This window comes from Streptomyces sp. IMTB 2501, from assembly GCF_001953885.1.
Classification (GTDB): Bacteria; Actinomycetota; Actinomycetes; order Streptomycetales; family Streptomycetaceae; genus Streptomyces.
Window position 1 is genome coordinate 1 of record NZ_MQUS01000005.1, and the last position, 24,157, is coordinate 24,157.

Here is a 24,157-nt window from a genome sequence, read left to right on the forward strand (position 1 = left end):
ATTGAGAAAACCCCCGCACCGGGAACGGTGCGGGGGTTTTCTGCTTTTTAGAAGGTGATTTCGGCCGTGTTCATCGTGCCGCCCCGCCTGCCCGGTGCGTGCTGGCCGCTCCAGTAGAGGTTCGTGTGGGCGATCACCTGCTCCGGGGCGGGTGCGCCGTACTCGGTGAGGTTTTCCGTCGTGTGGGCGTCGGCGACCAGCGTCGCGTCATAGCCCCGGACCAGGGCGCCGTGCAGGGTCGAGCGGACGCAGAAGTCGCTCTGGGCGCCCGTGACGATCAGCCGGCCCACCCCGTGCTCCGCCAGCACGGACTCCAGGCCGGTGTCCTCGAAGGAGTCCCGGTAGCTCTTGGCGACGAGGGGCTCGGTGTCGAGGCGCTTCAGCTCGGGGACGTACTCCCAGACCTCGGTGCCGGGGACCAGTTCCTCGTCCTGGTGCTGTATCCAGATCACCGGCACGTCCGCCGTGCGGGCCTTGCCGATCAGGGTGTTGATGTTGGCGATGACCTCGTCGCGGTTCGGCGAGCCCGGCACCATCACGCCGTTCTGTACGTCGATGACGAGCAGGGCGGTGTTCGGCCGTTGTGGCAGATTTGTCATGGCGTCCACAATATGGGATGCCACTGACAGCGCTCGGCACTACGGTGACCCCATGACCTCCCTGACCAGCGATGACTACAGCGATGACGACAGGGGTGGCTACGTCATCCGTGCCATACGGCCGGACGACTGGCCCCTGGTGAAGCGGCTGCGGCTGGACGCGTTGCGGGATCCGGCCGCGCCGCTCGCCTTTCTGGAGAACTACGAGGATGCCGTGGCCAAGGCCGACGTGTTCTGGCAGGACAGAGCCGTCGGTTCGGGCGAGGGAGCCACGGCGGCGCGGCAGTTCATCGCCGAGGCGCCCGACGGGAGTTGGGCCGGCTCGGTCACCGTACTCGTCGAGGAGGCGGGGACGAAGGACTGGGCGGGGTATGCCATCGAGCGCCGGCAGGGGCATGTCGTGGGGGTGTACGTCCGGCCCGAGCACCGTGGGAACGGGCTGATCAAGGCCCTGTTCGACGCCGGGGTGGCGTGGGCGCGGGAACGAGGTGCGGAGCGGGTGCGACTGCTGGTGCACGAGGAGAACTCGCGAGCGCAGGGGGCGTACCGCAAGGTGGGTTTCGTGCCGAGCGGGGTGGTCGTGCCGTTCTTCAAGGACCGGGCGGAGACCGAGTTGGAGTTCGTTCTGGAGTGGCCGTCCTAGACCGGCAGTTCCCGGTGGGGCCAGCGGGAGCGGGCCTGTTCGCGGGAGCGGAGCAGGGCGAGGGTCGGCAGGCCCTGGTCGGTGCCGGTGGCGAGCAGATCCGGGAGTTGGGGGAGCGGGGCCACGGCCGCGATGTCGTCCAGGATCAGCGTGAGTGGTGGGTCGAGCCGACCAGAGGATGACCGTTCGGCCATGCGCCGGCCGCGCTCGACCACGCTTGAGACGAGGGCCGTCAGCAGCGGCATCGCGCCGGGATTGCTCTTGGGGTCCTCGATGGATTCACCGACCACATAAAGCGTGCCCCCTTCGTGGACGAAGGAATCCAAGGCGAGCGCATCAGTTCGGTTGGGAGTGCAGGCTTCGCGGATGTTGACCGTGGAGAGGGCGGACAGAGCGCGGCCGGTCAACTCCTGTGCGATGTCACGCCGTTCGGGGTGCGCGGTGAGCGCGGCCTCCAGTTCGCCGGCGGCGCCGGGGGCGGCCTTGGGGTGGGTACGGAGGGTGCGTACGGCGTCCTGGATCTGGTTGCCCTGGGACCAGCGGTGGACGTGGCGGATGGTGCGGTTGTCCAGGGCGGCGGCGTGGAGGTAGCTCCGGAGGAGGGTGGTCGCCGTGTCCGCGACCGCCTGGTCGAGCTTGGCCGTGGGCTGTACGGGGGCGAGGAGGGCGCCGGCTCTGCTCACTGCGGTTTGTTTGTCCTCGCAGCCCGTGATCGGGGACCAGTGGAGGCGGGCCGGGGTGTCGCAGAGGTGGGTGGGGTCGTAGAGGAGGGTGGGGCCCAGTTTGGCCTTTGCGTCCTTGGTCTCCGCCCACAGGGCCGGGTTCGATGTGACGACCAGGGTCGGGCCGGGCGCGTCCTGGATCGCCTGGGTTGCCGTTGCGTGGCGGCTTTCCCTGGGCGCCAGAAGGATTTTCTCCCACCTGCCCACCCGTTCACGGTTGGCTGGAGGGCCGGGTGACGGAGGCTGCGGGACCACCTCGTCGAGAGACACCGTCGGTGCGGGCACCGTCTCGGTGCGCGGGAGTGGGACCTCGTACCGCTGTTGGGCCGGCACAGTCGGCTGCGCGGCAGCCTCGGTCGGTACGACAGCCGCGGTCGGCGTCGCCCGCCGCACGGCCCCCTTGGCTGCCGCAGCCCGTCGTGTCTGTCCCGCTCGCCATCTCGCCACGGTGCCGATCACGAACACGGTGAGGACGAACAGGGCCATCAGCTGGCCGAGGAACAGGCCCCAGAAGAGGCCCCAGCCGGAGAGTTGGGAGGCGGGGGTGTTCGGCCAGGCGCCGGTGATGTCGTGGGGTGCGCCGATCAGGTGGCGCATGGCCAGGGGGGTGCGGGTGAAGGTGACGGCGTGGGGCCAGGCGCCCTTGGCGAAGAGGCCCGCGAGGCCCGTGGCCGTCCACACCAGCACGGTCATGCCGAGGAGGAACGCGAGTATGCCGATCAGCAGGCCGTCGGGGATACCGCCCTGGCCCTCCCGGCGGTCCTCGCGGCGATCGCGAGCGTCCGGTCTCACCCGTTCCTCCCCAGTACCTGTGTGCCTGTGCCTGTGCCCGGGTCCCTACGCCACCGTCGATTCGGAGTCGCCCAGGTGCTGTTCCACGAAGGCCGCCGCCCGCTGCTCGGCCTCCAGCTCGGCGGCGCGCAGCGCGTCGTCGGCAGTGAGGTCGCTGGAGGACTCGGTCATCGCGCGGTCGGTGAAGACCAGGGGGCGTTCCGTCTCTGTGACCAGGTGTTTGACCACCTGGACGTTGCCGTTGACGTCCCAGACGGCGATACCGGGCGTCAGCGTCGGGATGATTTCCACCGCCCACCTCGGCAAACCCAGCACCCGGCCGGTGGCCCGTGCCTCGTCGGCCTTCTGGGCGTAGATGGTGCGGGTGGAGGCCATCTTCAGGATCGCCGCCGCTTCCTTGGCCGCGGCTCCGTCGACGACGTCGGACAGGTGGTGGACGACCGCGACGAAGGACAAGCCGAGCCGCCGTCCGAACTTGAGCAGGCGCTGGAACAGCTGGGCCACGAAAGGGCTGTTGATGATGTGCCAGGCCTCCTCGACCAGGAAGATGCGCTTCTTCCGGTCGGGGCGGATCCAGGTGTGCTCCAGCCATACGCCGACGATCGCCATGAGGATGGGCATGGCGATGGAGTTGCGGTCGATGTGGGAGAGGTCGAAGACGATGAGCGGGGCGTCGAGGTCGATGCCGACCGTGGTCGGGCCGTCGAACATGCCTCGCAGGTCACCGTCGACCAGGCGGTCCAGGACGAGGGCGACGTCCAGGCCCCAGGCCCGTACGTCGTCTATGGCGACGTTCATCGCCTCGGCCGACTCCGGCTCCGGGTGTCGTAGCTGCTCGACGATGTCGGAGAGGACCGGCTGGCGGTCCAGGATGGATTCGTTGACGTAGGAGTGGGCGACCTTCAGGGCGAAGCCGGAGCGCTCGTCGAGGCCGTGGCCCATCGCGACCTCGATGATCGTGCGGAGCAGCGCGAGCTGGCCCGTGGTGGTGATCGAGGGGTCCAGGGGGTTCAGACGGATGCCGTGGTCCAGGGCCGCCGTCGGGTCCAGGCGGATCGGCGTTATCCCCAGCTCTTCCGCGATGAGGTTCCATTCGCCGACCCCGTCCTCGCCCTGGGCGTCCAGGACGACGACCTGGCGGTCCTTGAAGCGCAGCTGGCGCAGGACGTACGTCTTCTCCAGCGCCGACTTGCCGTTGCCGGACTCGCCGAGGACGAGCCAGTGGGGGGCCGGGAGCTGCTGGCCGTACAGCTGGAAGGGGTCGTAGATGTAGCCCTTTCCGGAGTACACCTCGCGGCCGATGATGACGCCGGAGTCGCCGAGGCCGGGCGCGGCGGTGGGCAGGTAGACCGCCTGGGCCTGGCCCGTGGAGGTGCGTACCGGCAGCCGGGTCGTCTCGACCTTCCCGAACAGGAAGGAGGTGAAGGCGTCGGTGAGGACGGACAGCGGATCCCGCATCGGTGAATCAGCCCCTACCTTCGGATGCCGGTGGCGAAGGGAAGTGTGTTCACGAAGGCGCGGTGGTGCTCTCGGTCGCACCACTCCAGCTTGAGGTACGACTTGCCGGCGGAGGCCCTTATCGTGCGCTTGTCGCGGGCGAGGGCCTCCGGGGTGCGGGAGGAGACGGTGATGTAGCCGACGAGGTTGACGCCGGCGGCGCCGCTGGCGAGGTCTTCGCCCCGCTGGTCGAGGCGGTGGTGCGCGGCGACGTCCCGGGGGTCCACGGTCCGGTTCATCTTGGCGGCGCGGGAGGCCTCGGCCTCGTCGTTGGTCTTCTCGGTCAGCATGCGTTCGATGGCTACCTCGGTGGGTTCGAGATCCATCGTGACGGCGACCGTTCGGATGACGTCGGGGGTGTGGACGAGGAGGGGTGCCAGGAAGTTCACACCCACCGGGGTCATCGGCCATTCCTTCACCCAGGCCGTGGCGTGGCACCAGGGGGCGCGGGTGTAGGACTCGCGGGTCTTGGCCTGGAGGTAGGTGGGCTCCATGGCGTCCAGCTCGGCCGGCCAGGCGTTGCGCTGGGTCATGGCCTGGATGTGGTCGATGGGGTGGTCGGGGTCGTACATGGAGTGGATGAGGGAGGCCAGCCGCCCCTGGCCGAGCGGCTGCCGTACCCGGATGTCGGCTTCCTGGAGCCGGGAGCAGATGTCGGTCAGCTCGCGGGCCATGACGACGGCGAGCCCGGCGTCCCGGTCGACCTTGCTGCCGTGGGCGCGGACGGCACGGGCCATGGCATTGGCCTCGGCGGCGAGTTCGCGCGTGTAGTGCATGCAGGCGACGAGGTAGGCGCGGTGCTGCTCGCTGCTGGTGGACACCATGGACTGCAGCTGGTCGTAGGACCGCTGGAGCCAGTCGGGGGAGCGGCCGTCGCCGCGCAGGGCGACGTCCTTGGCGTGGGCGTCGGGGTCGGCGGGCAGGGTGCGGGCGAGCATCTGCAGCCGGGTCACGAATCCGTCGCCGTTGGCGACGTGCTTGAGCAGGGTGCCGAACCGGTCGACCAGGGCCTCCTGGTCCTCGGAGTCGCGCAGGCCGACACCGGGGCCTTCGATCTCGATGGCGGCGGTGACGGTCTTGCGGTCGGCGTGCAGCAGTACGGCGATCTCGTCCGGTCCGAAGGGCGCGGCGAGCCAGGTGATCCGCCCGATGCCGGGCGGCGGCCCGATCTCGACCTCGCGTCCGTCGAGCCGCGTCCCGGCCTCCATGACGGTGGACCGGTAGACGGCGCTGCCGCCCTTGATGGTCCGCTTGTAGCTGCGGTTGATCTCGAACCACTTGTAGAAGGTGCGGCGCTTGTACGGCACGTAGACCGCGGCGAGCGCGAGCAGCGGGAAGCCCGTCAGCAGCGCGATCCGCAGGCTGAGGACCGGGACGAGGAGGCCGCACATCATGCCGAGGAACGCGCCGGCGACGATGAGCGCGATCTCGCCGGACTCGCGGTTCCGGCCGACGATCGCGTTCGGCCGGGCGCGGCCGATGAGATATGTACGGCGGGGCGTGACCGGATGGGACAGGTGGGACTCGGTCGTCAACGCCCTTCACCTCCCGTGCGGTTGATGTTGCGGGTGTTGCTGGCGTGCGGGGTGTTGGCGGGGCTGGGCGCGCGGGGCGCGGGTGTGGCGGAGGGGACGGCTCCACCGCCTCCGGTGGGGGTACGGCTGCTGTGGGCGGCGACTCCGCCGCTGGCGGGGTTGGCGGGGCGGGGGGCGCTGGTCTGTGCTCCTGCGCCTCCGTTGCTGTCGGCGCGGGAGCTGTGGGTCTTGATGCCCTGGGCGACGAGGGTGGCGGGGGAGCTGATGACGGCGGCGGCCTTGCCCTCGGCGCCCTGCATGATGCGGTTGTTGCGGCCGTTCGCGATCTCGTCGCCGAAGCCGGGGACGAAGCGGTAGATCATCGCGCTGGCGAAGATGGCGAGCAGGATGATGGCGAGGCCGGAGACGACGGCGGAGAAGGAGTCGGGGCCGTTGCCGGAGGAGAGGGCGCCGGCGAGCCCGAGCACGATCACGATCACGGGTTTCACGAGAATGACGGCGATCATGATGCCGGCCCAGCGCCGCACGTGCCCCCACAGGTTCTTGTCGACCAGGCCTGCGTAGACGACGGTGCCGAGGAGGGCGCCGACGTAGAGGAGCGCGGCGCGGATGACCAGCTCCAGCCAGAGGACGCCGGAGGCGAGGATGCTGACCAGGGAGACGACGATCAGCATGATGGGGCCGCCGCCGATGTCGGTGCCCTTGTTCAGGGCGCCGGAGAAGGTGCCGAAGAACGTGTCGGCCTGGTCGCCGGTGGCCTTGGCGAGGACGTCGGTCACTCCGTCGGTCGCGGATACGACGGTGTACAGGATCAGGGGGGTGAAGGCGGAGGCGAGCACGGTAAGCCACAGGAAGCCGACGGCTTCCGAGATGGCGGTCGTGAGCGGCACGCCGCGTACGGCTCGTTTGGCCACGGCCAGGAGCCACAGCAGGAGCGTGAGGATCGTGGATGCGGCGAAGACGATGGCGTACTGCTGCAGAAACTTCGGGTTGGTGAAGTCGACGTTGGCAGTCTCCTTCACGGCTTTGCTGAGCTTGTCGATGGTCCAGGAGGCAGCGTCAGCACACCCCTTGGCCAGGGATGATAGGGGGTCGAGGGTGTCGGTGAGGGGGTTGTTGTTCCCGGTGAGGCCACTCTTGGACCCGCCGCCGTCATTTTCGCAGTACTTCTTGGCGGGTCCGGCGACCAGTGAGCAGGGATCGTTGCTCGGGCTTGGCTTGGGAGCCGCGACCACGCTCGTGGCGAGGAGCACGAGGGAAGTCTGGAGGGCGGCCACTAGGCCGGTGAGCGTGAGGGCCTTGCGTCGGCTACCGGGCATAGGTGAAGCCTCCGAACTCCTGGACCGCCTTGCTGATTTCGTTGGCCCCGGACACAGGGTTGTCACCGGTGACGGGAGTGGGACCTGTCTTCTGGGTGGATTCCTCGACCTTCCAGTCCTCGCCGCTCCAGTTCAGTTTCATGGTCACGGTGAACCAGCTACTGGTCACCGGATTGGTTGAACTGTCGCCGGCGATGCCGAAGAGCCCGTTGCACCAGACTTCGACTGTGGCCGCGTTGGCAGTGAATGACGTGACTTTGGTGCCGGCCGGCACAGTACGGTTCACGAATGTGCTGCCCTTAGGCGCGCTGCCGTCGTTGTTGAGCCCGATCTTCTGCAGGAAGGCGGCAGAGTAGTCCGCGTCGAATCCGGACTGCTGATTACCCACGGTGCTGGGGTCAGCGATGGCCTGAACGATTTCGTGTCGTCGGGCGGCGTTGAACATGCCGTCAGACCCCAACGCCACCGCATAATTCGCCGCCGCGCTCTGTGCCCCCTGCTCCGTGCGGGCGAAGCCCGAGGGGATGGTGGCTGTCTTGGTTTCCACCGGGCGGGTGCCGGAGGGGGCTGTGGTGGAGGTCTGGGGTTGGGAGCCCTTGGTGGTCGAGCCGTCGGTGGAGGAGTGGTTGTCTCTGTTGGCGAATGCGATGGCTGCGATGAGGAGGACCACCACGCCGACCACGGTGACCAGGCTGCGGGAGGAGGAGCGGCGGGGGGTGCGGCGGGGGGCGCCGCCGTAGGGGTCGCCCTCAGGGAGGCGGGTGCGGGTGTGGCCCGTGTCGCCGTAGTCGGGGTAGGACTGTTCGTCTCCGGGGTTCATACCGTGCGCACTCCCTCACCCTCGTAGGCATACGACGGTAGCCGTGCTGGTTCCCGCGTGGGCGCGGTGTGGTGACTCGACATCAGCATCAGGGAGACGCAACCTCAGCCGGGGAAGGGCAGCTAGACCGCCATGCCGTACACGATCGTGAACAGGGTGCCCAGGGAGCCGATGATGAAGACCCCGGTCAGACCGGCGATGATGAGGCCCTTGCCCTGTTCCGCGCTGAAGGTGTCGCGCAGGGCCGTGGCGCCGATGCGCTGCTTCGCCGCGCCCCAGACCGCGATGCCGAGGCACAGGAGGATGGCCACGGCCATGACCACCTCGATCATCACCTTGGCCTCGTTGCCCAGGCTGCCGAAGGGGCCCCAGTTCGGGGCGATCCCGCCGATGATGGTGTTGATGTCTCCCTTGTCGGCCGCAAAGAGCATGTAAGTCACCGCCCCTGGTGGGTAGTTCCGTCTGACCGCCTGCGGTGTGCAGAGGTCAGGCCTCATTGTCGCCGACAACGTCGCCAACGTATGTCGACTTGACGTCATTGACTGGCGGGTTTCGTACGAATAGCCCGTACGGTCACTCTGTGTATCACGGCAGGTCACGCCGGGCAACGAGGTCCGACCGGAACCTGTCGTGTGGTTCTGTCGTTGTCCTCCTTTACGACCTGGCGCGGTTTCTGACGGCCGGTCGGGTGAGGCGTCGACACGATGTTCTCATGGCGGGGGCGCGGAAAACGGCCAAGGGCCCCGGCGGTGTGGGTCGCCGGGGCCTTGACGTGCGATGCGGCGGTGCGGTCAGCCGGTGAAGGCCGATGTGCCGTCCGGGGTACCCCATCCGGTCGGGCCGTCGTAGCCCGATCGGGCGGTGCACAGATAGCTGGGCGAGCAGGTGCCGTTGTTGCCGCTGGTGACGTCGTTCAGTGCGGAGGTGCCGGCCGCGGTGTAGGGGAACCTGGCCGGGTAGCTGCCGCTCGACGGGGTGCCGGCCAGGGCGTAGACGCCGGCGATGATGGGCGAGCTGGCGCTGGTGCCGCCGAAGGTGTACCAGCCGGCCGTCACTCCGTAGGAGTCGTAGACGGAGACGCCGGTCGCCGGGTCGGCGACTGCCGAGACGTCCGAGATCGTGCGCTTGCCGCAGCCCGTGTCGGTCTGCCAGGCCGGCTTGGCGTCGTACGCCGAGCAGCCTGAGCCGGTGCCCTCCGTGCTGCTCGTCTTCCAGACCGACTCCGTCCAGCCGCGGGAGGAGGACGACTTCGACAGGGCCGTGCCGCCCACCGCCGTCACGTACTTCGAGGCGGCCGGGTACTCGGCGCCGTAGCCCCCGTCGCCGGCGCTGACGGTGATGGCGACGCCCGGGTGGTTGAAGTAGGAGGAGTCGTACGACGTGTCCGAGGACGATTCGGAGCCGCCGTAGCTGTTCGACACGTACTTGGCGCCCAGCTTGACGGCCTCGTTCACCGCGGTGCCCAGGTTGGCCGTCGTCGCGGACTTGGCCTCGACGAGCAGGATGTTGCAGTTCGGGCAGGTCGCGGAAGCCATGTCGAGGTCGAGGGACTCCTCCTCGGCCCAGCCGCTGTCGGCGGAGGGCAGGGAGGTGGAGGAGCCGGTCTGGGAGACCTTGGTGAAGCAGCCGTTGGACGTCGTGCAGGCGGAGAGACCGTAGTAGGAGCGGTACTTCGCGAGGTCGGCCGCCGCGTTCGGGTCGTCGTACGCGTCGACGATGGCGATGGTCTCTCCGGAGCCGTTGGAGGAGGCGGCGGAGGTCAGGCCGTAGGCCGACTGGAGGTCGGAGGGGCCGTAGCCGGAGGGGGAGGTGGCGTCGGCGGCCTTGGGGGTGATGCCGGTCCTCGCGGCCTGCTGCTTCTGGAAGGCGGTGAGGCCGCCGGTCACCCGGAAGGAGTCGCAGGCGAGTTCGCCGTGGTGCTTGGGGGTGGCACAGGGGGTCGCGGTCCAGGTGGCCTTCGCCGTGGGGGTGGCCGTGTCCGCGTGGGCGGCGGTGCCGAGGCCGGAGAGGGCGAGTGCGGCGGTGGCCACGAAGGCGGCGGTGAGGCGGCGCCGGTGGCCGGGTGCGGCCGTGGATCTGACGGGGTGAGTCGTACGCATGTGCAGCTCCTGGTTTCCGGGTGGGGGTGGGAACAGGGCTGTGCGGGTGCGTGCGGCGGTACGACGAAGACTGTGACTTGTTGAGTACGCGACAACCAGGGGATGACTGGAATCCTGGCGTCCGCCTTACCGAAGCATTCCGCTCACTTGGCGCAACTCATAGCTGTCTCAAGGGAGGTGGACAGGGAAAACGGGCCGCGGCCGGCTGCCGTGGCCCGTCTTCCTTCCGTGCCGCCAAGGGGACCCCACGTCCCCCTCGCCTGGCGGCTCCCCGTGACCCGACGGGGTGGATCAGGCGGTGCTCAGCTCGCGCCGAAGGCGCTCGTGCCCTGCGGGGTGCCCCAGCCGGTCGGGCCGTCGTAGCCGGGCCCGGCGGTGCAGAAGTACGACGTGGAGCAGCTGCCGTTGCTGCCGCTGGTGACGTCGTTCAGGGCGGAGGTGCCGGCCGCGTTGTACGGGTACTGGGCCGGGTAGTCGCTGCTGCCCGGGGTGCCGGCGAGGGCGTAGACCGAGGCGATGATCGGCGAGGAGGCGCTGGTGCCGCCGTAGGTGTTCCAGCCCGTGCCGTCGGAGCCGTAGGAGTCGTAGACCGAGACGCCGGTGGCCGGGTCGGCGACCGCCGACACATCGGCGATCATGCGCTTGGAGCAGCCGCTGTCGGTCTGCCAGCTGGGCTTGGCGTCGTTGGCGGAGCAGCCGGAGCCGGTGCCCTCGGTGCTGGAGGTGTGCCAGACGCTCTCGGTCCAGCCGCGGCTGTTGGAGGAGGTCTTGAGGGCGGTGCCGCCGACGGCGGTGACGTACTTCGAGGCGGCCGGGTACTCGGCGCCGTAGGCGCTGTCGCCCGCGCTGGCGGTGATGGCGACGCCCGGGTGGTTGTAGTACCTGGAGTCGTACGTCGTGTCGGAGGAGGACTCTGCGCCGCCGTAGCTGTTGGAGACGAACTTGGCGCCCAGCTTGACGGCCTCGTTCACCGCGGTGCCCAGGTTGGCCGTCGTCGCGGACTTGGCCTCGACGAGCAGGATGTTGCAGTTCGGGCAGGTCGCGCTGACCATGTCGAGGTCGAGGGACTCCTCACCGGCCCAGCCGCTGTCGGCCGAGGGCAGGGAGGTCGTGGAGCCGGTCTGGGAGACCTTGGTGAAGCAGCCGCTGTCGCTGGTGCAGGCCGGGAGGCCGTACTGCGAGCGGTAGGTCGCGAGGTCGGCCTCGGCGTTCGGGTCGTCGTAGGCGTCGACGATGGCGACGGTCTCGCCGGAGCCGTTGGAGGAGGCTGCGGAGGTCAGGCCGTAGGCCGACTGGATGTCCGAGGGGCCGTAGCCGGTGGGGGAGTCGGACGCGGCGTTCGGCTTGACCGTCCTGGGCGCGATGCCCTTGAGTGCGGCCTGCTTCTCCATGAAGGCGGTGGTGCCGCCGGTGACGCGCAGCGCGTCGCAGGCGGCGTAGCCCTTCTTCGGGGTGGCGCCGCATGCCTTCTCATAGTGCACGTGGGCCTTGGCGACCTGGGCGGCCACGGCCTGGGCGCTCACCTTGTGGCTCGTGGCGGCGGTGTCCGCGCTTGCGTGTGCGGCGGTGCCGAGTCCGGCGACGACGAGCGCGGCGGCGCCGAAGGCGGCCGAACCGATCCGGGCCCGTCTACCGCGTATGTGGGGGGAGTTGGGGTTGGTCGTACGCAACGTACAGCCTCCTGGAAGTGGTGGACAGAGGCCTGCGGGTGTGGGGTTCCACCGATGGGTGACCGGTGGGGGCGGCGGCCCGCGACGACCATCGCTTGTTGAGTACGCGACAACAAGAGGCTTGGGGAATCCTGACTGCCGCGTTACCGAAGGCGGTTGGCGGCTTACTGATCAATGGCTGTGTGCTGGCTCTGTGCTGGTTGCCGCTTGACCCTGCGCACAGTCTGGGCACAGCGTGCGGCTACGCGCGTAACTGCTCCGCGACCGACGCGTGTTACCGCGGCCGGATTCCGTTCAGCAGCAGGTGGACGTGTTCGTCCAGGCCGTTCATGCCCTCATCGGCGGGGAGTGCGCCGCCGGCGATCAGGGTGGCGAGGCCGTGCAGGCTCGCGGCAGCGATCATGGTGATCCGCTCGGGGTCGCCCGCGATGATCTCCCCCTGCTCCTGGGCGTCCGCGATCATCCGCGTGATGGAGCCGAGGGAGTGGTCGACGGCCGCGGCCAGCTGCGCGGAGCCGGCAGAGCCTTCGGGGGCGTGCTTGCGCGCGAACATCAGCTCCAGCAGCTCGGGGTTCTCGACGGCGAAGCCGAGATAGGCGCGGGCGAGCGCGGCCAGCCGTCCCTCGAAGTCGAGGCCGGGGCCCTCGACGGCGGTGTCCAGGGCCCGGTTCAGGCGCTCGTACCCGTCCAGCGCGAGGGCGTCGATCAGGGCCTGCTTGTCCTTGAAGTGCCGGCCCGGCGCGGCGTGGCTCACACCGGCGTCACGCGCCAGCTCGCGCAGGGAGAGGGCGCCGACCCCCTTGTCCCGCAGGGTGCGCTCGGCGCTCTTGAGCAGGGCGGCGCGCAGGTCTCCGTGGTGGTAGGGGCGATTCGAGGGCGAGGAGGACAGGCGCGGCATGGACACCATCGTAACGGGATGTTGTCGTTGACAGCATTGTTGTCGACGTCTACATTCGGGGTATGGCTGACACGAAATGGAATGTGACCGACCTCCCCGACTTCACCGGCCGTACGGCCGTGATCACCGGCGCCAACAGCGGCCTCGGCCTCGTCACCGCCGAGGCGCTGGCCCGGGCCGGGGCGCATGTGGTGTTCGCCGTACGGGACCTGGCGCGCGGCGGGGCCGCGGCGGCGCGGGTGAGCGGCAGCACGGAGGTGCGCAGGCTGGACCTGGCGGACCTGGACTCGGTGCGGGAGTTCGCGGACGCCTGGGACCGCCCGCTGGATCTGCTGATCAACAACGCGGGCGTGATGATGCTGCCGGAGCAGCGCACCAAGCAGGGCTTCGAGATGCAGTTCGGCACGAACCACCTCGGGCACTTCGCGCTGACGAACCTGCTGCTGCCGTACCTCACGGACCGGGTGGTGACGGTGTCCTCCGGCGCCCACCGCTTCGGCGACCAGGCGATCCACTTCTCGGACGTGAACCTGCGCGGCCGCTACACCCCGACCCGCGCCTATGCCCAGTCCAAGCTGGCGAACCTCCTCTTCACGCTGGAGCTCCAGCGCCGCCTCACCGAGGCCGGCTCCCCGGTCCGGGCCCTGGCCGCCCACCCCGGCTGGGCCGCCACGAACCTCCAGAGCCACCACGGGAATCCTCTGATGAGGGGCGCCATGGCGGTCGGCAACAAGCTGTTCGCCCAGAGCGACAGGGCCGGCGCCCTGCCCACTCTCTACGCCGCGAGCCGGGACCTGCCCGGAGCGGCCTACGTCGGCCCCGACGGCCTGGGCGAGTGGCGCGGCGCTCCCACGCTGGTCAGCCGCAGCGCGGCGGCCAGCGACCCGGATGCGGCCCGCCGGCTGTGGACGCTGTCGGAGGAGATGACCGGGGTGGAGTGGGGGCTGAAGCCGGTCAGCCGACCGTGATGTGCTGGTCGGGTCGCCCTTCACCTCTCCCAGAAGCGAGCCGGCGTGCCCAGCTTGTACGGCTGCGGGCTCACACTCACGTCCCCGGAGAACGGACGGTCAAGCACGATGACCAGAAGCAGACAGATCGCGATCAGCGCGGCCACCGACGCGACGAAGAGCGACTGAACGACCCGGTGCCGGATGCTGTACAGGAAGGTCAACGGGATGATCACCCGTGTGCCGCCGTAGGCCAGAATCTGCAGCAGCAACGGTAGATGCTCGTCAGCCTTGTCCAGCCGGTCCCGGCGTTGCCCGGCCACATCGTTCAGCGGGGTGACCACCTCCCGATAAAACGTCTTCTGCGCCTCGGTGGAGGGCTCATACACCTGAACCACCGTGAAGAAGTTGCCGATCCGGGCCTGGGAGGCGCTGTACTGCGCACGTCCCAACCTGGGCAACCCGGGACTCGTACGGTCACGGTGGTCGGCGACACAGGGAAATCGTCACTCGCACAGACGAGCTAGTTACGTGGAGTGGTCGAACTCGCCTACCTGTACGCCGAGCACGACCTCTCCTCGTGGGCGGATTGTCAGATCTGTAACGTAACGCGATCATCCGTGTTCGTAGTGCAAATGGAGGTGACGCGGGGGCAAGACGGGAGGGTGCCCAGTACGGTGGGTGACGTCGCCCTCGGCGGCATGCCTCTGGACGGTCAAGCTCGGCTGCCGTAGGGAGGTTTCACAGGAAAATCTCAGTGAAGTCGGAGCGGGTTTCTCACTTTCGTGGGACAGAGTGGGGACTGATGGAGCGCATCTCACGCATCTCGGTCACCTCGCGTCCCGCGTTGCTCGGCGCTGTGGTGATGCTCGCCCTGACGTCGGCGTCCGTGGCGACGGCCGATGACGGGCCGGGGCCCTTCGGGGTCACCGCCGACGTCGACGCCACGCGGCAGACGGCGCGGGTCGGCGCGCTGTTCGGCGCGGACCGGGCCGACAACCTGTCCGGCGGGCACTTCTGTACGGCCTCGGTCGTGCACAGCCCCCACGGCGACCTCATCGTCACCGCCGCGCACTGTGTGAGCGACACCGGTACCGACCTGGTGTTCGTGCCGGGCTACCGGGACGGGAAGGCACCGTTCGGGGTGTGGAAGCTGGGGCAGCGCTATCTGCCCGACGGGTGGTCCAAGGACCAGGACGAGGACAGCGACCTGGCCTTCGCAACCGTCGACGACGTGGACGACAGGCCGATCGAGGACGTGGTGGGAGGCAACCGGTTCACGGTCGGCACGGCCACCGGCGCCACCGCCGTGACCGTCATCGGCTACCCCGACTCCCGCGAGAGCCCCATCAGGTGCACCAACAAGGCGACCGTGCACAGCCGCACCCAGCAGCGCATCAACTGCCCCGCCTTCACCGCCGGCACCAGCGGCAGCCCCTGGATCAACGGCGACGGCCAGGTCGTCGGCGTCCTCGGCGGCCACGAGGAGGGCGGCTTGACGGACGACGTGTCGTACAGCGTGGCCCTGGGGAGCGAGGCGGCGGGGCTGTACAAGAACGCGACCGCCGAACCCTGACAGATCCCTGGGGCACCGTGGACCGCCAACCGGATCCCTGAGACATCCCGGACCGTCAACTGATCTTCATGGCAAGGTGTGTCCGTGGATGCGCTCAAACCCCAGGACCCGCCGTACATAGGCACGCACACGCTGCTCGCCCGGCTCGGGGCGGGTGGGATGGGACAGGTCTATCTCGGGCGGTCGCCCGGCGGGCGGCTCGTCGCCATCAAGGTGATCCGGGACGAGATCACCGACCACCCCGAGGCACTGGCCCGGTTCCGGCGCGAGGTGGAGACGGCGCGGGCGGTCCGGAGTGCCTACACGGCCAACCTCATTGACGCCTCCTTGGACAGCGCCCCCTACTGGCTGGCCACGGAGTACGTCACCGGCCCCACCCTCGCCCAGGCCATCGCCGAACGCGGTCCGCTGCCGGCCGAGACCTGCCGCGCCCTGTGCGCCGCGCTCGCCGAGGGCCTCGCCGCTGTCCACGCACATGGTGTCACCCACCGGGACCTCAAGCCGCAGAACGTCATCCTCGCCGCCCAGGGGCCGCAGCTCATCGACTTCGGCATCGCCCGCGGCGTCGGTCAGACCGCCCTCACCGACGCCGGGTTCGCGCCCGGCACGCCCGGCTTCACCGCCCCCGAGGTGCTGCTGCGCAACGAGGTCGGTCCCCCGGCCGACGTGTTCGCCCTCGGCGCCACCCTCGCCTACGCGGCGACCGGCCGGGCGCCCTTCGGCGCCGGCGACCCCAACGGGGTCAGCTACCGCGCCGTCCACGAGCCCGTCGACCTGGCCGGCGTCGCACCGGAGTTGGCCACCCTGATCGAGGCATGCGTGGCCAAGGAGGCCGCCGCCCGGCCGGGGCTCGCCGAGGTGATCGCACGGTGCGGGGTGCGCACCGCGCTCGTGGCGGACCCGGTCTACGCGGGCCTCGCCACACCGGGCGAGGCCGCGGCGCAGACCCCGACGATGCCGCTGCGTCAGCCGGTGGCGCCGCCGGTGGCTCCGCCGGCGGGGCCGCACGATCTGCCGACGGCGGGGCCGGCACCGTACGGCCCGCAGGGTTCCCCGCCCGGTTACACGCTCACCCGGATGTCCCAGCCGGGCCGCCGACCGGGCAAGCGGTGGCTGGCGGCCGTGGCGGTGGGGCTCGTGGTGGGCGTCGGCACGGCCACGGCCGTGGTGCTCGCACAGCAGGGTGACGGCAAGGACGGCGCGGCAGGCCGGGCTTCCGCGAGCGGACGGGGCACGGCGTCCAAGGGGGCCGCCGGCAAGGGCGGCGCGCCCGCCTACGCGGAGATGAAGATCGACCGGACGCTGTTCGACTCGGCCACCGGCCAGTGTCAGCTGCCGCCCGAGGAACGCCCCTCCGACGGTTTCATGATGGTGATCGAGGACCCCGACAACCCGGACAAGAACGGCCGGGTCCTCACACTCGACCACCGCGTGCGGATCGGATTCCGGGACAAGTACCCTCCGGCGTCGAAGGCGCCGTACTACGTGACGGTGAGCGTCAAACCGCCGAACGACATCGACCCCGACACCGGCAAGCCCGTCGACGGAATGCGGATCACCAGCGCGACGTCGGGCTACACCAGCACACCGCTCGATCTCTACGGCGGTGCCGACCGGGGCGACTGGAAGTACGTCACCTACCCGGACGACTTCCGGCAATGGGTGAAGGGCAAGGCCTACCCCGCCATTCCGCTCACCAACGACCCGGGCGACTGGACCGTGGAGTGGCACCACATCCGTACGCCCGGCGACTACAGCAGCGTCATGTGCGCGGGCTTCGCTGTGAAATGACGCCACATCACGCCGAAAGGGCCTTGAACCGCGCTGGCATGGGGGAAAGTTGAACCGTGCGGAAGGTATGGGTGGTGGGTGGGGCGGCCGTCGGGCTCGGGCTGAGCTTCGTCATGCTGCTCGTCGTCGGGGTGTACGTCGTCGCCGGGAACCTCCTCGGCGGGGTCGCGTCGGCCGGCCGGGGGCTTGCCAAGGGGGCCGTCCCGGCCGCCTACCAGTCGCTCGTGCAGAAGTGGGGCAACCTGTGCCCGGCGCTCACCCCGGCGCTGCTCGCCGCCCAGCTGTACCAGGAGAGTGGCTGGAACCCGACCATCGTCAGCCCGGCCGGCGCGCAGGGCATCGCGCAGTTCATCCCGAGCACGTGGGCCACGCACGGCATCGACGGCAACGGTGACGGCAAGCGGGACGTCTGGGACCCCAACGACGCGATTCCGTCGGCTGCTTCGTACGACTGCGAGCTGGCGAAGTATGTGAAGGGCACCCCCGGCGACGTCTCCGACAACATGCTCGCCGCCTACAACGCCGGTGCGTACCGTGTCATAAGGGCCGGCGGGGTCCCGGCCATCGCCGAGACACAGGACTACGTCAAGCGGATCCGCAGCCTGTCACAGAGCTTCGCCGCGCCCGTCAGCCGGATCGACCCCACCCAACAGGCCGCCGGTGCCATCGCGTTCGCCCAGAGCAAGCTCGGTACGCCCTATCTGTGGGGCGGGGAGGGGACCGCTGAGCAGGGTGGGCGGTTCGACTGTTCGGGCTTGACGCAGGCCGCGTACGCGAAGGTGGGGATCACGCTTCCGCGGGTGGCCAACGACCAGTACAACGCCGGCCCGCATCCTTCGCGGGATCAGCTTCTGCCGGGTGACCTGGTGTTCTTCTCCACCGACCGCAGCGATTCGCGGGCCATCCATCACGTGGGTATCTACGTGGGCGGCGGGTACATGATCGACGCGCCGCGCACCGGGGCCGTCATCCGGTTCGATCCCATCGACGGCGCTGACTACTTCGGCGCCACGCGCGTCACGGCAGATGGCGCAAAAGCGCTTCCCACGACGGTTTGAGCGGGTGTGCACCGTGCGTGAACCACCCCCCTGAGCTGCGATGATGAGTATCTCTTCGATAACGTCTGGGTGATCATTCAGTGGAGTGTGGAACGTATTGATGGGGGTCATGCGTTCCTGTTGGCGTACGCACACGAGGTGCGTCCGGCAGACGACGAAGGGGCCACAGCACCATGGCTGTACTCGCCGAATCCGGATCGAACCCCGACGTCGAACTGCTCTACGACATCAACGGCCTGGCCAAGGACGCCCCGCACTGGTTCGACCGTGCCATGGAGTTCGTCGGTGAGTACGGCCTGCTGCTCGCCATGGTCCTGCTGGTGCTGTGGTGCTGGTGGTCCGTGCGGCGCCGGGGCGGTGAGGACGCCGCGTCCTTTGTCGCCGCGCTGGTGTGGGCGCCGCTCGCGGCCGGCATCGCCGTACTGGTCAACGTTCCGATCCGGGGCTTCGTGGAGCGCCCCCGGCCCTTTGTTGATCACCAGGGCCTGGACGTCCTCATCTCCGGCAAGACCGACTTCTCCTTCGTCAGCGACCACGCGACCATCACCATGGCGCTCGGGGTGGGGCTGTTCGTCGCCAACCGCCGCTTCGGCCTCGTCGGGATCGGGCTCGCGCTGCTGGAGGGCTTCTGCCGGGTGTACATGGGCGTGCACTATCCGACGGACGTCATCGGCGGGTTCGCGCTCGGTACGGCTGTCGCGCTGCTGCTGTCTCCGCTGGCCATGGCGCTGCTCACGCCGCTGATGAGGGCCGTGGAGCGGGCGCCGAGGGTGGGGCGGATCGTACGACGCCGGTCCACGCCGGATGTCCCGGTCGTCCCCGGCACCCGCCGCCCGGCCCAGTCCGAGGAACGGGATCTGGCGGCGTAGCCCGGCGCGCGGCCACTGCCCTCACCCCGTCCTACAACCCCTGTGCGTAAGAGAAGAACCGCTGCGGGTCGTACTGCTGCTTCACCTTGCCCAGGCGGGTCGCCGCGTCCCCGTAGTACGCCTTCTTCCAGTTCGTCAGCGTCGGGTCCGCGTAGTTCTGGTACGCCGCGCCGGAGGCGTAGGGCGCCATCGCCTTGTGTGCCGACGTGAGCCAGGACTGTGCCGAACCGCCGGAGGCCCCCGCGCCCCAGGACGCTATGTACTGGGCCAGCATCCGGGAGCGGCGGTGGACGAAGGCCGTCGCCGTCGGCGAGACGCGGTTGACCGCACCGCCGAGGGCCGTGAAGGCGATGCTGCCGGCGCCGCCCCGCACCGAGGTGATCTGCTTCAGCACCGTCTGGATGCCGGCCGCCGACAGGGAGCGGTCGAAGAAGTCCGAGCGTGCCGCGTACGTCTCCCGGCCCAGGCGGCCCTGCGGGGAGCGGCCGGGCGTGGAGCCGGGCAGGTGGCACTGGGCGTCCGCGGAGAAGGAGGAGCAGCCGGCGTAGATCTCCATCGCCTCCTCGTAGCCCCGGCGGCGCAGGGTGGCGGAGGTGGCGTTGGCGCCGGCCGCGTGGGCCAGGCGGTCCACGGCGTTCTGCAGTTCGCCGTAGGTGCCGAGGGAGAAGCAGGCCACGGAGATCGACGGGGTGCCGCCCGGGGAGCAGGACAGGTGCAGCGAGGACCAGATCTCGTCGGGCTGGCTCGGGCCCCACTCCTGCCAGGCCTTCAGCACCGCGGCCGCCTTCGCCCACGGCCATGTCATGTACGCCGTCACCGCCTGCGGTGCCGCGTGGGTCTTGAACTGCAGCTCGGTGACCACGCCGAAGTTGCCGTTGCCCGCGCCGCGCAGCGCCCAGAAGAGGTCGGAGTGGGACGTGGCATTGGCGGTGACCTGGGTGCCGTCCGCCGTGATCACGGTCGCCTGGGTGAGGCTGTCGCAGGTCAGGCCGTAGGCGCGGGACGCGACGCCGTGGCCGCCGCCGAGCACCAGGCCGGAGACACCGACGCTGGGGCAGGAGCCGGCGGGTATGGTCACGCCCTTCGCGGCCAGCGCCCGGTAGACGTCGATCAGCTTGGAGCCGGCGCCGACCACCGCCTGCCCGCCGCTGACGCGTATGCGGTTCAGCCGGGAGACGTCGAGGATGAGGCGGTTGTCGCCGGAGGAGTAGCCCGCGTAGGAGTGGCCGCCGTTGCGTATGGAGATCCGTATGTTGTGGGCCTGGGCGTAGGCCAGGGCCGTACGGATGTCGTCGGCGTGCGCCGCGTAGGCCACCGCGGCGGGCTTCAGGCCGTCGAAGCGGGTGTTGTACAGCTGGTGGGCCGTCGTCCAGGCCGCGTCGCCGGGTCGGACCAGGGTGCCGTCGAGGTCATGGGCGAGATCCGTCCAGTTCGCGGCCGCACTCACGCTGGTGGTCTTGAGGGCCGTGAGGGACGATGAGCCCGTGGCGGCCGACGTCGTGGACCTGCCCGAGCCCGAGCTGCACCCGGTCAGCGCGGTCGCGGCCAGTGCGGCCGTGCCGCCTGCGATGAACGTACGGCGTTCCATGCCCATCGTCGTCTCTCACCTCTCCCCAGGCCCCCTTGGCCCTACCTGGGGTGAGATGACGGTGAGAGGCACATTGGTTCGCGCGGTTCGCAACAGTTCGCACACAGGCAAACGAACGCCGAATACGTGTGCGCTTAACCCTGCCGTCGGAACCTCTATGTGCCCTCCCCGTAAGCATTCCGTGACCTTACCGGGCCGACGGCAGGGGTTCACCCGCCGTTCACTTCCGGCCATCGGCGGCTTCACCTGTTCTGCCTAATTTCGGCCGTGCACGGTGCGGAGCGCGGCCATTCATGCGCTCGGCCATATGAGCGCTCACAACCCTCGACAACTTCGCACGCCGCCCACTGCGGCGGCTCCTGGAAGGAACTCCCGAAAGTGAAGCTTCAGCGCAAGAACCGGCTGCGCGCCGTCTCGCTCGGTGCGATCGCCGTCTCCGGCGCCCTGGCCCTGACGGCGTGCGGCTCCGACAACACCGGCGGCGGTTCGAAGGCCTCGGGCAACCCGTCCGGCGCCGCGAACGCCTCCTCGATCAAGTGTGACGGCGCCAAGGGGCAGCTGCTGTCCGACGGCTCTTCCGCGCAGAAGAACGCGATCGACGCCTGGGTCAAGAACTTCTCCCAGGCCTGTGGCGTGCAGATCAACTACAAGGCCGGCGGCTCCGGTGCCGGTGTGACGTCGTTCACCCAGGGTCAGATCCCGTGGGCCGGTTCCGACTCCGCGCTGAAGCCCGACGCCGTCGCCGCTTCCAAGAAGGTCTGCTCCGGCGGCCAGGGCATCGACCTCCCGATGGTCGGCGGCCCGATCGCCCTCGGTTACAACCTGAACGGCGTGGACAACCTGGTCCTGGACGCCCCCACCGTCGCCCAGATCTTCGATGGCAAGATCAAGAACTGGAACGACCCGGCGATCGCGAAGCTGAACCCGAAGGCGAAGCTTCCCGACCTGAAGATCCAGGCCTTCCACCGCTCGGACGACTCCGGCACCACGGACAACTTCACCAAGTACCTGAAGGCCGCCACCCCGGAGAACTGGAAGTACTCGGGTGGCAAGACCTGGCAGGCCAGCGGTGGCCAGTCCGCCGCCCAGTCCTCCGGTGTGGCCCAGCAGGTCAAGCAGACCAACGGCGCCATCGGCTACTTCGAGCTGTCCTACGTCGGTGACGGCGTCAAGGCCGCGAGCATCAACACCGGTGCCGCCCAGCCGGTCGCCCCCAGCACCGACAGCGCCACCAAGGCCATCGCGGACGCCAAGATCGTCGGCGTCGGCAAGGACCTGTCGCTGAAGCTGAACTACACCACCAAGGCCGAGGGTGCGTACCCGATCACCCTGGTGACCTACGAGATCGTCTGCGACAAGGGCAACAAGGCCGACACCCTGCCCACCGTCAAGTCCTTCCTCAACTACATCGCCTCCGAGGACGGCCAGAAGATCCTGAGCGGCATCAGCTACGCGCCGATGCCCGAAGAGATCATCAGCAAGGTCCGCACCACCATCGCGGGCCTGAGCTGACCTGATCCGAGAGTGCGGCCCGGTTCCCACGGCCTCCCCGCGGGCCGGGCCGCACCGTCCGGTGCACCGCCGCCAAGAGCCACCCACCCCACCGGGTGAGCGGCTCAGCAGACCGGAGACTCCTGATGGACATATCGACTAAAACAACTGACGCCTCTCCCCCCGCCCCCCAGCCGGCCGCCGTCGGGAGGCGGGGTGCCGCGCGCGCCAAGACCCGTCCCGGCGACCGTGTCTTCCTGGGCCTTTCCCGAGGCTCGGGCATTCTGCTGTTGGTGATCATGGCCGCGATCGCGGTCTTCCTCACCTACCGCGCGTCCCTCGCGATCAGCAAGGACCACGCGAACTTCCTGACCGCCTTCGAGTGGAACACCAACCTCATCCCGCCGTCCTTCGGCATCGCCGTCCTGGCCTTCGGCACGGTGGTCTCCTCGATCATCGCCATGGTCCTGGCCGTGCCGGTCGCGGTCGCGATCGCGCTGTTCCTCACCCACTACGCCCCGCGCAGGCTGAGCGGCCCCGTCGCCTACGTGATCGACCTGCTCGCCGCAGTGCCGTCCATCGTCTACGGCCTGTGGGGCGCCCTGATCCTCGTACCGCACATGAACGGCCTGTTCGGCTGGCTGAACGACTACCTCGGCTGGACCGGCATCTTCTCCTGGGACGGCGGCGCCCCCCGCTCGATGCTGACCGTCGGCATCCTGCTCGCGATCATGATCCTGCCGATCATCACCAACGTGAGCCGCGAGGTCTTCCGCCAGGTCCCGCAGATGCACGAGGAGGCCGCCCTCGCCCTCGGCGCCACGCGCTGGGAAGTGATCCGCACGGCCGTACTGCCCTTCGGCCGCTCCGGCGTGATCTCCGCCTCCATGCTCGGCCTCGGCCGCGCCCTCGGCGAGACGATGGCCGTCGCCACCGTGCTCTCCCCGGACTTCGACATCCACGCCAGCCTGCTCAACCCGGGCGGCGGCACCTTCGCCCAGAACATCGCCAGCAAGTTCGGCGAGGCGACGCAGGACGGGCGTGACGCGCTCATCGCCTCCGGCCTGATCCTGTTCGTCATCACGTTGCTGGTCAACGGCGCGGCCCGCGCGATCATCGCCCGCCGCAAGGAGTACTCGGGGGCCAACGCATGAGCACCGCAGCCGTCACCGGCAAGCGTCCCAGCACGCTGCGCAGCGCCAGCCTGCCGAAGTGGTCGCCCTGGGCGATCGCCGCCGGCTCCGCCGTGGTCGCCGTGGGCATCGGCCTGGGCGCCGGCCTCAGCAGCAAGATCGAGTGGGGCCTGATCGCCGTACTGCTCTTCGTCTTCGGCACCTTCGCCGTCGCGGCGAAGGTCGAGGGCAAGCGGCAGGCCAAGGACCGCGTCGTCACCGCCCTGGTCTGGGTGGCCTTCCTGCTCGCGCTGATCCCGCTGGTGTCGCTGATCTGGACCACCGTCAAGCGCGGTGTGAAGGTCCTCGACCCCTACTTCCTCACCCACTCGATGGGCATCGTCGCCGACTCCGAGCCGGGCGGCGGCATCTACCACGCGATCATCGGCAGCCTGGAGCAGGTCGGCCTCGCCACCCTGATCGGCGCCCCGATCGGCGTGCTCACGGCCGTCTACCTGGTGGAGTACGGGCGCGGCAAGCTCGCCCGGGCGGTCACCTTCTTCGTCGACGTGATGACCGGTATCCCCTCCATCGTGGCGGGTCTGTTCATCCTCAGCCTCATGCTGATGTCCGACATGCAGCCCTTCGGCTTCGCCGGCTCGCTGGCCCTGGCCATCCTGATGATGCCGGTCGTCGTCCGCTCCACGGAGGAGATGCTCAAGCTCGTCCCGAACGAACTGCGTGAGGCGTCCCTGGCGCTGGGCGTGCCCAAGTGGCGCACCATCCTGAAGGTGGTCCTGCCGACCTCCATCGGCGGCATCACCACGGGCATCATGCTGGCGATCGCCCGAATCGCGGGCGAGACGGCCCCGATCCTGCTGCTGGTATGGGGCAACAGCTTCATCAACAACAACCCGTTCTCGGGTGCCCAGCAGGCGCTGCCGCTGTACATCTACCAGCAGTACGCGAACAGCTCGGGCTCCACGGCGGCCTACGACCGCGCCTGGGCGGCCTCTCTCACGCTGATCGCCTTCGTGATGATCCTCAACCTGGTGGCCCGCGGCATCGCCCGCTGGAAGGCCCCGAAGACCGGTCGCTAAGGCGACAATTTCCGGCTCCGCCGGGCGGAGC

The 24,157-nt window shown here is 69.3% G+C and carries 21 protein-coding genes; 9 read left to right on the forward strand and 12 right to left on the reverse strand.

Going from position 1 to position 24,157, the window contains the following annotated elements; genetic code table 11:
• Positions 1-47: 47 nt before the first annotated feature.
• Positions 48-599, reverse strand: coding sequence for a cysteine hydrolase family protein (locus AV521_RS10280; RefSeq protein WP_076086760.1), 552 nt, complete (start codon positions 597-599; stop codon positions 48-50).
• A gap of 52 nt (positions 600-651) precedes the next feature.
• On the opposite strand from AV521_RS10280, the gene AV521_RS10285 reads away from it, so the two are divergent.
• Complete coding sequence (locus AV521_RS10285) at positions 652-1,242, forward strand: GNAT family N-acetyltransferase (RefSeq protein ID WP_079249200.1); 591 nt, start codon at positions 652-654, stop codon at positions 1,240-1,242.
• On the opposite strand, the gene AV521_RS10290 is transcribed toward AV521_RS10285, so the two are convergent.
• The 9 genes from AV521_RS10290 to AV521_RS10330 form a co-directional block, all read right to left on the reverse strand.
• On the reverse strand, positions 1,239-2,756 hold the full coding sequence (locus AV521_RS10290) for a type IV secretory system conjugative DNA transfer family protein (RefSeq protein WP_076086763.1): 1,518 nt from the start codon (positions 2,754-2,756) through the stop codon (positions 1,239-1,241). The genes AV521_RS10285 and AV521_RS10290 overlap by 4 nt on opposite strands.
• 45 nt (positions 2,757-2,801) lie before the next feature.
• Positions 2,802-4,214 (reverse strand): ATP-binding protein, encoded by a 1,413-nt coding sequence (locus tag AV521_RS10295; protein ID WP_076086766.1) that lies wholly within the window; start codon positions 4,212-4,214, stop codon positions 2,802-2,804.
• A 14-nt stretch (positions 4,215-4,228) separates the two neighbouring features.
• Positions 4,229-5,788 (reverse strand): SCO6880 family protein, encoded by a 1,560-nt coding sequence (locus AV521_RS10300; protein ID WP_076086769.1) that lies wholly within the window; start codon positions 5,786-5,788, stop codon positions 4,229-4,231.
• Positions 5,785-7,107, reverse strand: coding sequence for a hypothetical protein (locus AV521_RS10305; RefSeq protein ID WP_076086772.1), 1,323 nt, complete (start codon positions 7,105-7,107; stop codon positions 5,785-5,787). Before AV521_RS10305 ends, AV521_RS10300 begins: the two co-directional genes overlap by 4 nt.
• Positions 7,097-7,927, reverse strand: a complete 831-nt coding sequence (locus AV521_RS10310) for a hypothetical protein (protein WP_076086775.1) — start codon at positions 7,925-7,927, stop codon at positions 7,097-7,099. Before AV521_RS10310 ends, AV521_RS10305 begins: the two co-directional genes overlap by 11 nt.
• Positions 7,928-8,049: 122 nt before the next feature.
• A complete protein-coding gene (locus AV521_RS10315) occupies positions 8,050-8,358 on the reverse strand; it encodes a hypothetical protein (protein ID WP_009189392.1) in 309 nt (102 codons plus the stop codon).
• 360 nt (positions 8,359-8,718) lie between these two features.
• Positions 8,719-10,026: a S53 family peptidase gene (locus tag AV521_RS50660; RefSeq protein ID WP_076086777.1), complete on the reverse strand. Its 1,308-nt coding sequence runs from the start codon at positions 10,024-10,026 to the stop codon at positions 8,719-8,721.
• A 302-nt stretch (positions 10,027-10,328) separates the two neighbouring features.
• Positions 10,329-11,696 (reverse strand): S53 family peptidase, encoded by a 1,368-nt coding sequence (locus AV521_RS10325; RefSeq protein ID WP_076086780.1) that lies wholly within the window; start codon positions 11,694-11,696, stop codon positions 10,329-10,331.
• Positions 11,697-11,970: 274 nt separating this feature from the next.
• Complete coding sequence (locus tag AV521_RS10330; protein WP_107480880.1) at positions 11,971-12,594, reverse strand: TetR/AcrR family transcriptional regulator; 624 nt, start codon at positions 12,592-12,594, stop codon at positions 11,971-11,973.
• 62 nt (positions 12,595-12,656) lie between these two features.
• Between AV521_RS10330 and AV521_RS10335 the strand changes: the two genes are divergently transcribed.
• Positions 12,657-13,562 carry an oxidoreductase gene (locus AV521_RS10335; protein WP_076086783.1) on the forward strand — a complete coding sequence of 302 codons (906 nt, stop codon included), beginning with the start codon at positions 12,657-12,659 and terminating at the stop codon, positions 13,560-13,562.
• A gap of 20 nt (positions 13,563-13,582) precedes the next feature.
• Here the strand turns inward: AV521_RS10335 and AV521_RS10340 are convergent, their stop codons facing one another.
• Entirely contained in the window at positions 13,583-13,993 is a 411-nt protein-coding gene (locus tag AV521_RS10340) for a DUF4239 domain-containing protein (RefSeq protein WP_076086786.1), read from the reverse strand.
• Positions 13,994-14,346: 353 nt separating this feature from the next.
• Between AV521_RS10340 and AV521_RS10350 the strand changes: the two genes are divergently transcribed.
• The 4 genes from AV521_RS10350 to AV521_RS10365 all read left to right on the forward strand — a co-directional run bounded on the left by AV521_RS10350 (position 14,347) and on the right by AV521_RS10365 (position 18,835).
• The gene (locus AV521_RS10350) at positions 14,347-15,117 is read left to right on the forward strand and encodes a trypsin-like peptidase domain-containing protein (protein ID WP_076086792.1); all 771 of its coding nucleotides are present in this window, start codon (positions 14,347-14,349) and stop codon (positions 15,115-15,117) included.
• Positions 15,118-15,201: 84 nt separating this feature from the next.
• Positions 15,202-16,908 carry a serine/threonine-protein kinase gene (locus AV521_RS10355; protein ID WP_079249201.1) on the forward strand — a complete coding sequence of 569 codons (1,707 nt, stop codon included), beginning with the start codon at positions 15,202-15,204 and terminating at the stop codon, positions 16,906-16,908.
• Positions 16,909-17,021: 113 nt separating this feature from the next.
• Complete coding sequence (locus AV521_RS10360; RefSeq protein WP_079249220.1) at positions 17,022-17,966, forward strand: bifunctional lytic transglycosylase/C40 family peptidase; 945 nt, start codon at positions 17,022-17,024, stop codon at positions 17,964-17,966.
• A gap of 173 nt (positions 17,967-18,139) precedes the next feature.
• Positions 18,140-18,835 carry a phosphatase PAP2 family protein gene (locus tag AV521_RS10365; protein WP_076086800.1) on the forward strand — a complete coding sequence of 232 codons (696 nt, stop codon included), beginning with the start codon at positions 18,140-18,142 and terminating at the stop codon, positions 18,833-18,835.
• A 31-nt stretch (positions 18,836-18,866) separates the two neighbouring features.
• On the opposite strand, the gene AV521_RS10370 is transcribed toward AV521_RS10365, so the two are convergent.
• Positions 18,867-20,423 (reverse strand): FAD-binding oxidoreductase, encoded by a 1,557-nt coding sequence (locus tag AV521_RS10370; RefSeq protein WP_076087422.1) that lies wholly within the window; start codon positions 20,421-20,423, stop codon positions 18,867-18,869.
• 378 nt (positions 20,424-20,801) lie between these two features.
• Here AV521_RS10370 and pstS point away from each other — a divergent pair, with 378 nt between their 5' ends.
• From pstS to pstA, 3 genes are all read left to right on the forward strand, one after another.
• Positions 20,802-21,935 (forward strand): phosphate ABC transporter substrate-binding protein PstS, encoded by a 1,134-nt coding sequence (gene pstS, locus AV521_RS10375; protein WP_076086803.1) that lies wholly within the window; start codon positions 20,802-20,804, stop codon positions 21,933-21,935.
• Positions 21,936-22,060: 125 nt separating this feature from the next.
• Positions 22,061-23,068 (forward strand): phosphate ABC transporter permease subunit PstC, encoded by a 1,008-nt coding sequence (pstC, locus tag AV521_RS10380; protein WP_076086806.1) that lies wholly within the window; start codon positions 22,061-22,063, stop codon positions 23,066-23,068.
• Complete coding sequence (pstA, locus tag AV521_RS10385) at positions 23,065-24,126, forward strand: phosphate ABC transporter permease PstA (protein WP_076086809.1); 1,062 nt, start codon at positions 23,065-23,067, stop codon at positions 24,124-24,126. The genes pstC and pstA overlap by 4 nt, the downstream gene beginning before the upstream one ends.
• Positions 24,127-24,157: the final 31 nt, after the last annotated feature.

Coding starts and splice junctions, on each gene's coding strand:
- AV521_RS10315 (WP_009189392.1), bottom strand. CDS start 8,358: ATGCTCTTTGCGGCCGACAAGGGAGACATCAACACCATCATCGGCGGG.
- AV521_RS10350 (WP_076086792.1), top strand. CDS start 14,347: ATGGAGCGCATCTCACGCATCTCGGTCACCTCGCGTCCCGCGTTGCTC.
- pstA (WP_076086809.1), top strand. CDS start 23,065: ATGAGCACCGCAGCCGTCACCGGCAAGCGTCCCAGCACGCTGCGCAGC.
- AV521_RS10285 (WP_079249200.1), top strand. CDS start 652: ATGACCTCCCTGACCAGCGATGACTACAGCGATGACGACAGGGGTGGC.
- AV521_RS10370 (WP_076087422.1), bottom strand. CDS start 20,423: ATGGAACGCCGTACGTTCATCGCAGGCGGCACGGCCGCACTGGCCGCG.
- AV521_RS10280 (WP_076086760.1), bottom strand. CDS start 599: ATGACAAATCTGCCACAACGGCCGAACACCGCCCTGCTCGTCATCGAC.
- AV521_RS50660 (WP_076086777.1), bottom strand. CDS start 10,026: ATGCGTACGACTCACCCCGTCAGATCCACGGCCGCACCCGGCCACCGG.
- AV521_RS10305 (WP_076086772.1), bottom strand. CDS start 7,107: ATGCCCGGTAGCCGACGCAAGGCCCTCACGCTCACCGGCCTAGTGGCC.
- AV521_RS10335 (WP_076086783.1), top strand. CDS start 12,657: ATGGCTGACACGAAATGGAATGTGACCGACCTCCCCGACTTCACCGGC.
- AV521_RS10310 (WP_076086775.1), bottom strand. CDS start 7,927: ATGAACCCCGGAGACGAACAGTCCTACCCCGACTACGGCGACACGGGC.
- AV521_RS10295 (WP_076086766.1), bottom strand. CDS start 4,214: ATGCGGGATCCGCTGTCCGTCCTCACCGACGCCTTCACCTCCTTCCTG.
- AV521_RS10365 (WP_076086800.1), top strand. CDS start 18,140: ATGGCTGTACTCGCCGAATCCGGATCGAACCCCGACGTCGAACTGCTC.
- AV521_RS10360 (WP_079249220.1), top strand. CDS start 17,022: ATGCTGCTCGTCGTCGGGGTGTACGTCGTCGCCGGGAACCTCCTCGGC.
- AV521_RS10330 (WP_107480880.1), bottom strand. CDS start 12,594: ATGCCGCGCCTGTCCTCCTCGCCCTCGAATCGCCCCTACCACCACGGA.
- pstC (WP_076086806.1), top strand. CDS start 22,061: ATGGACATATCGACTAAAACAACTGACGCCTCTCCCCCCGCCCCCCAG.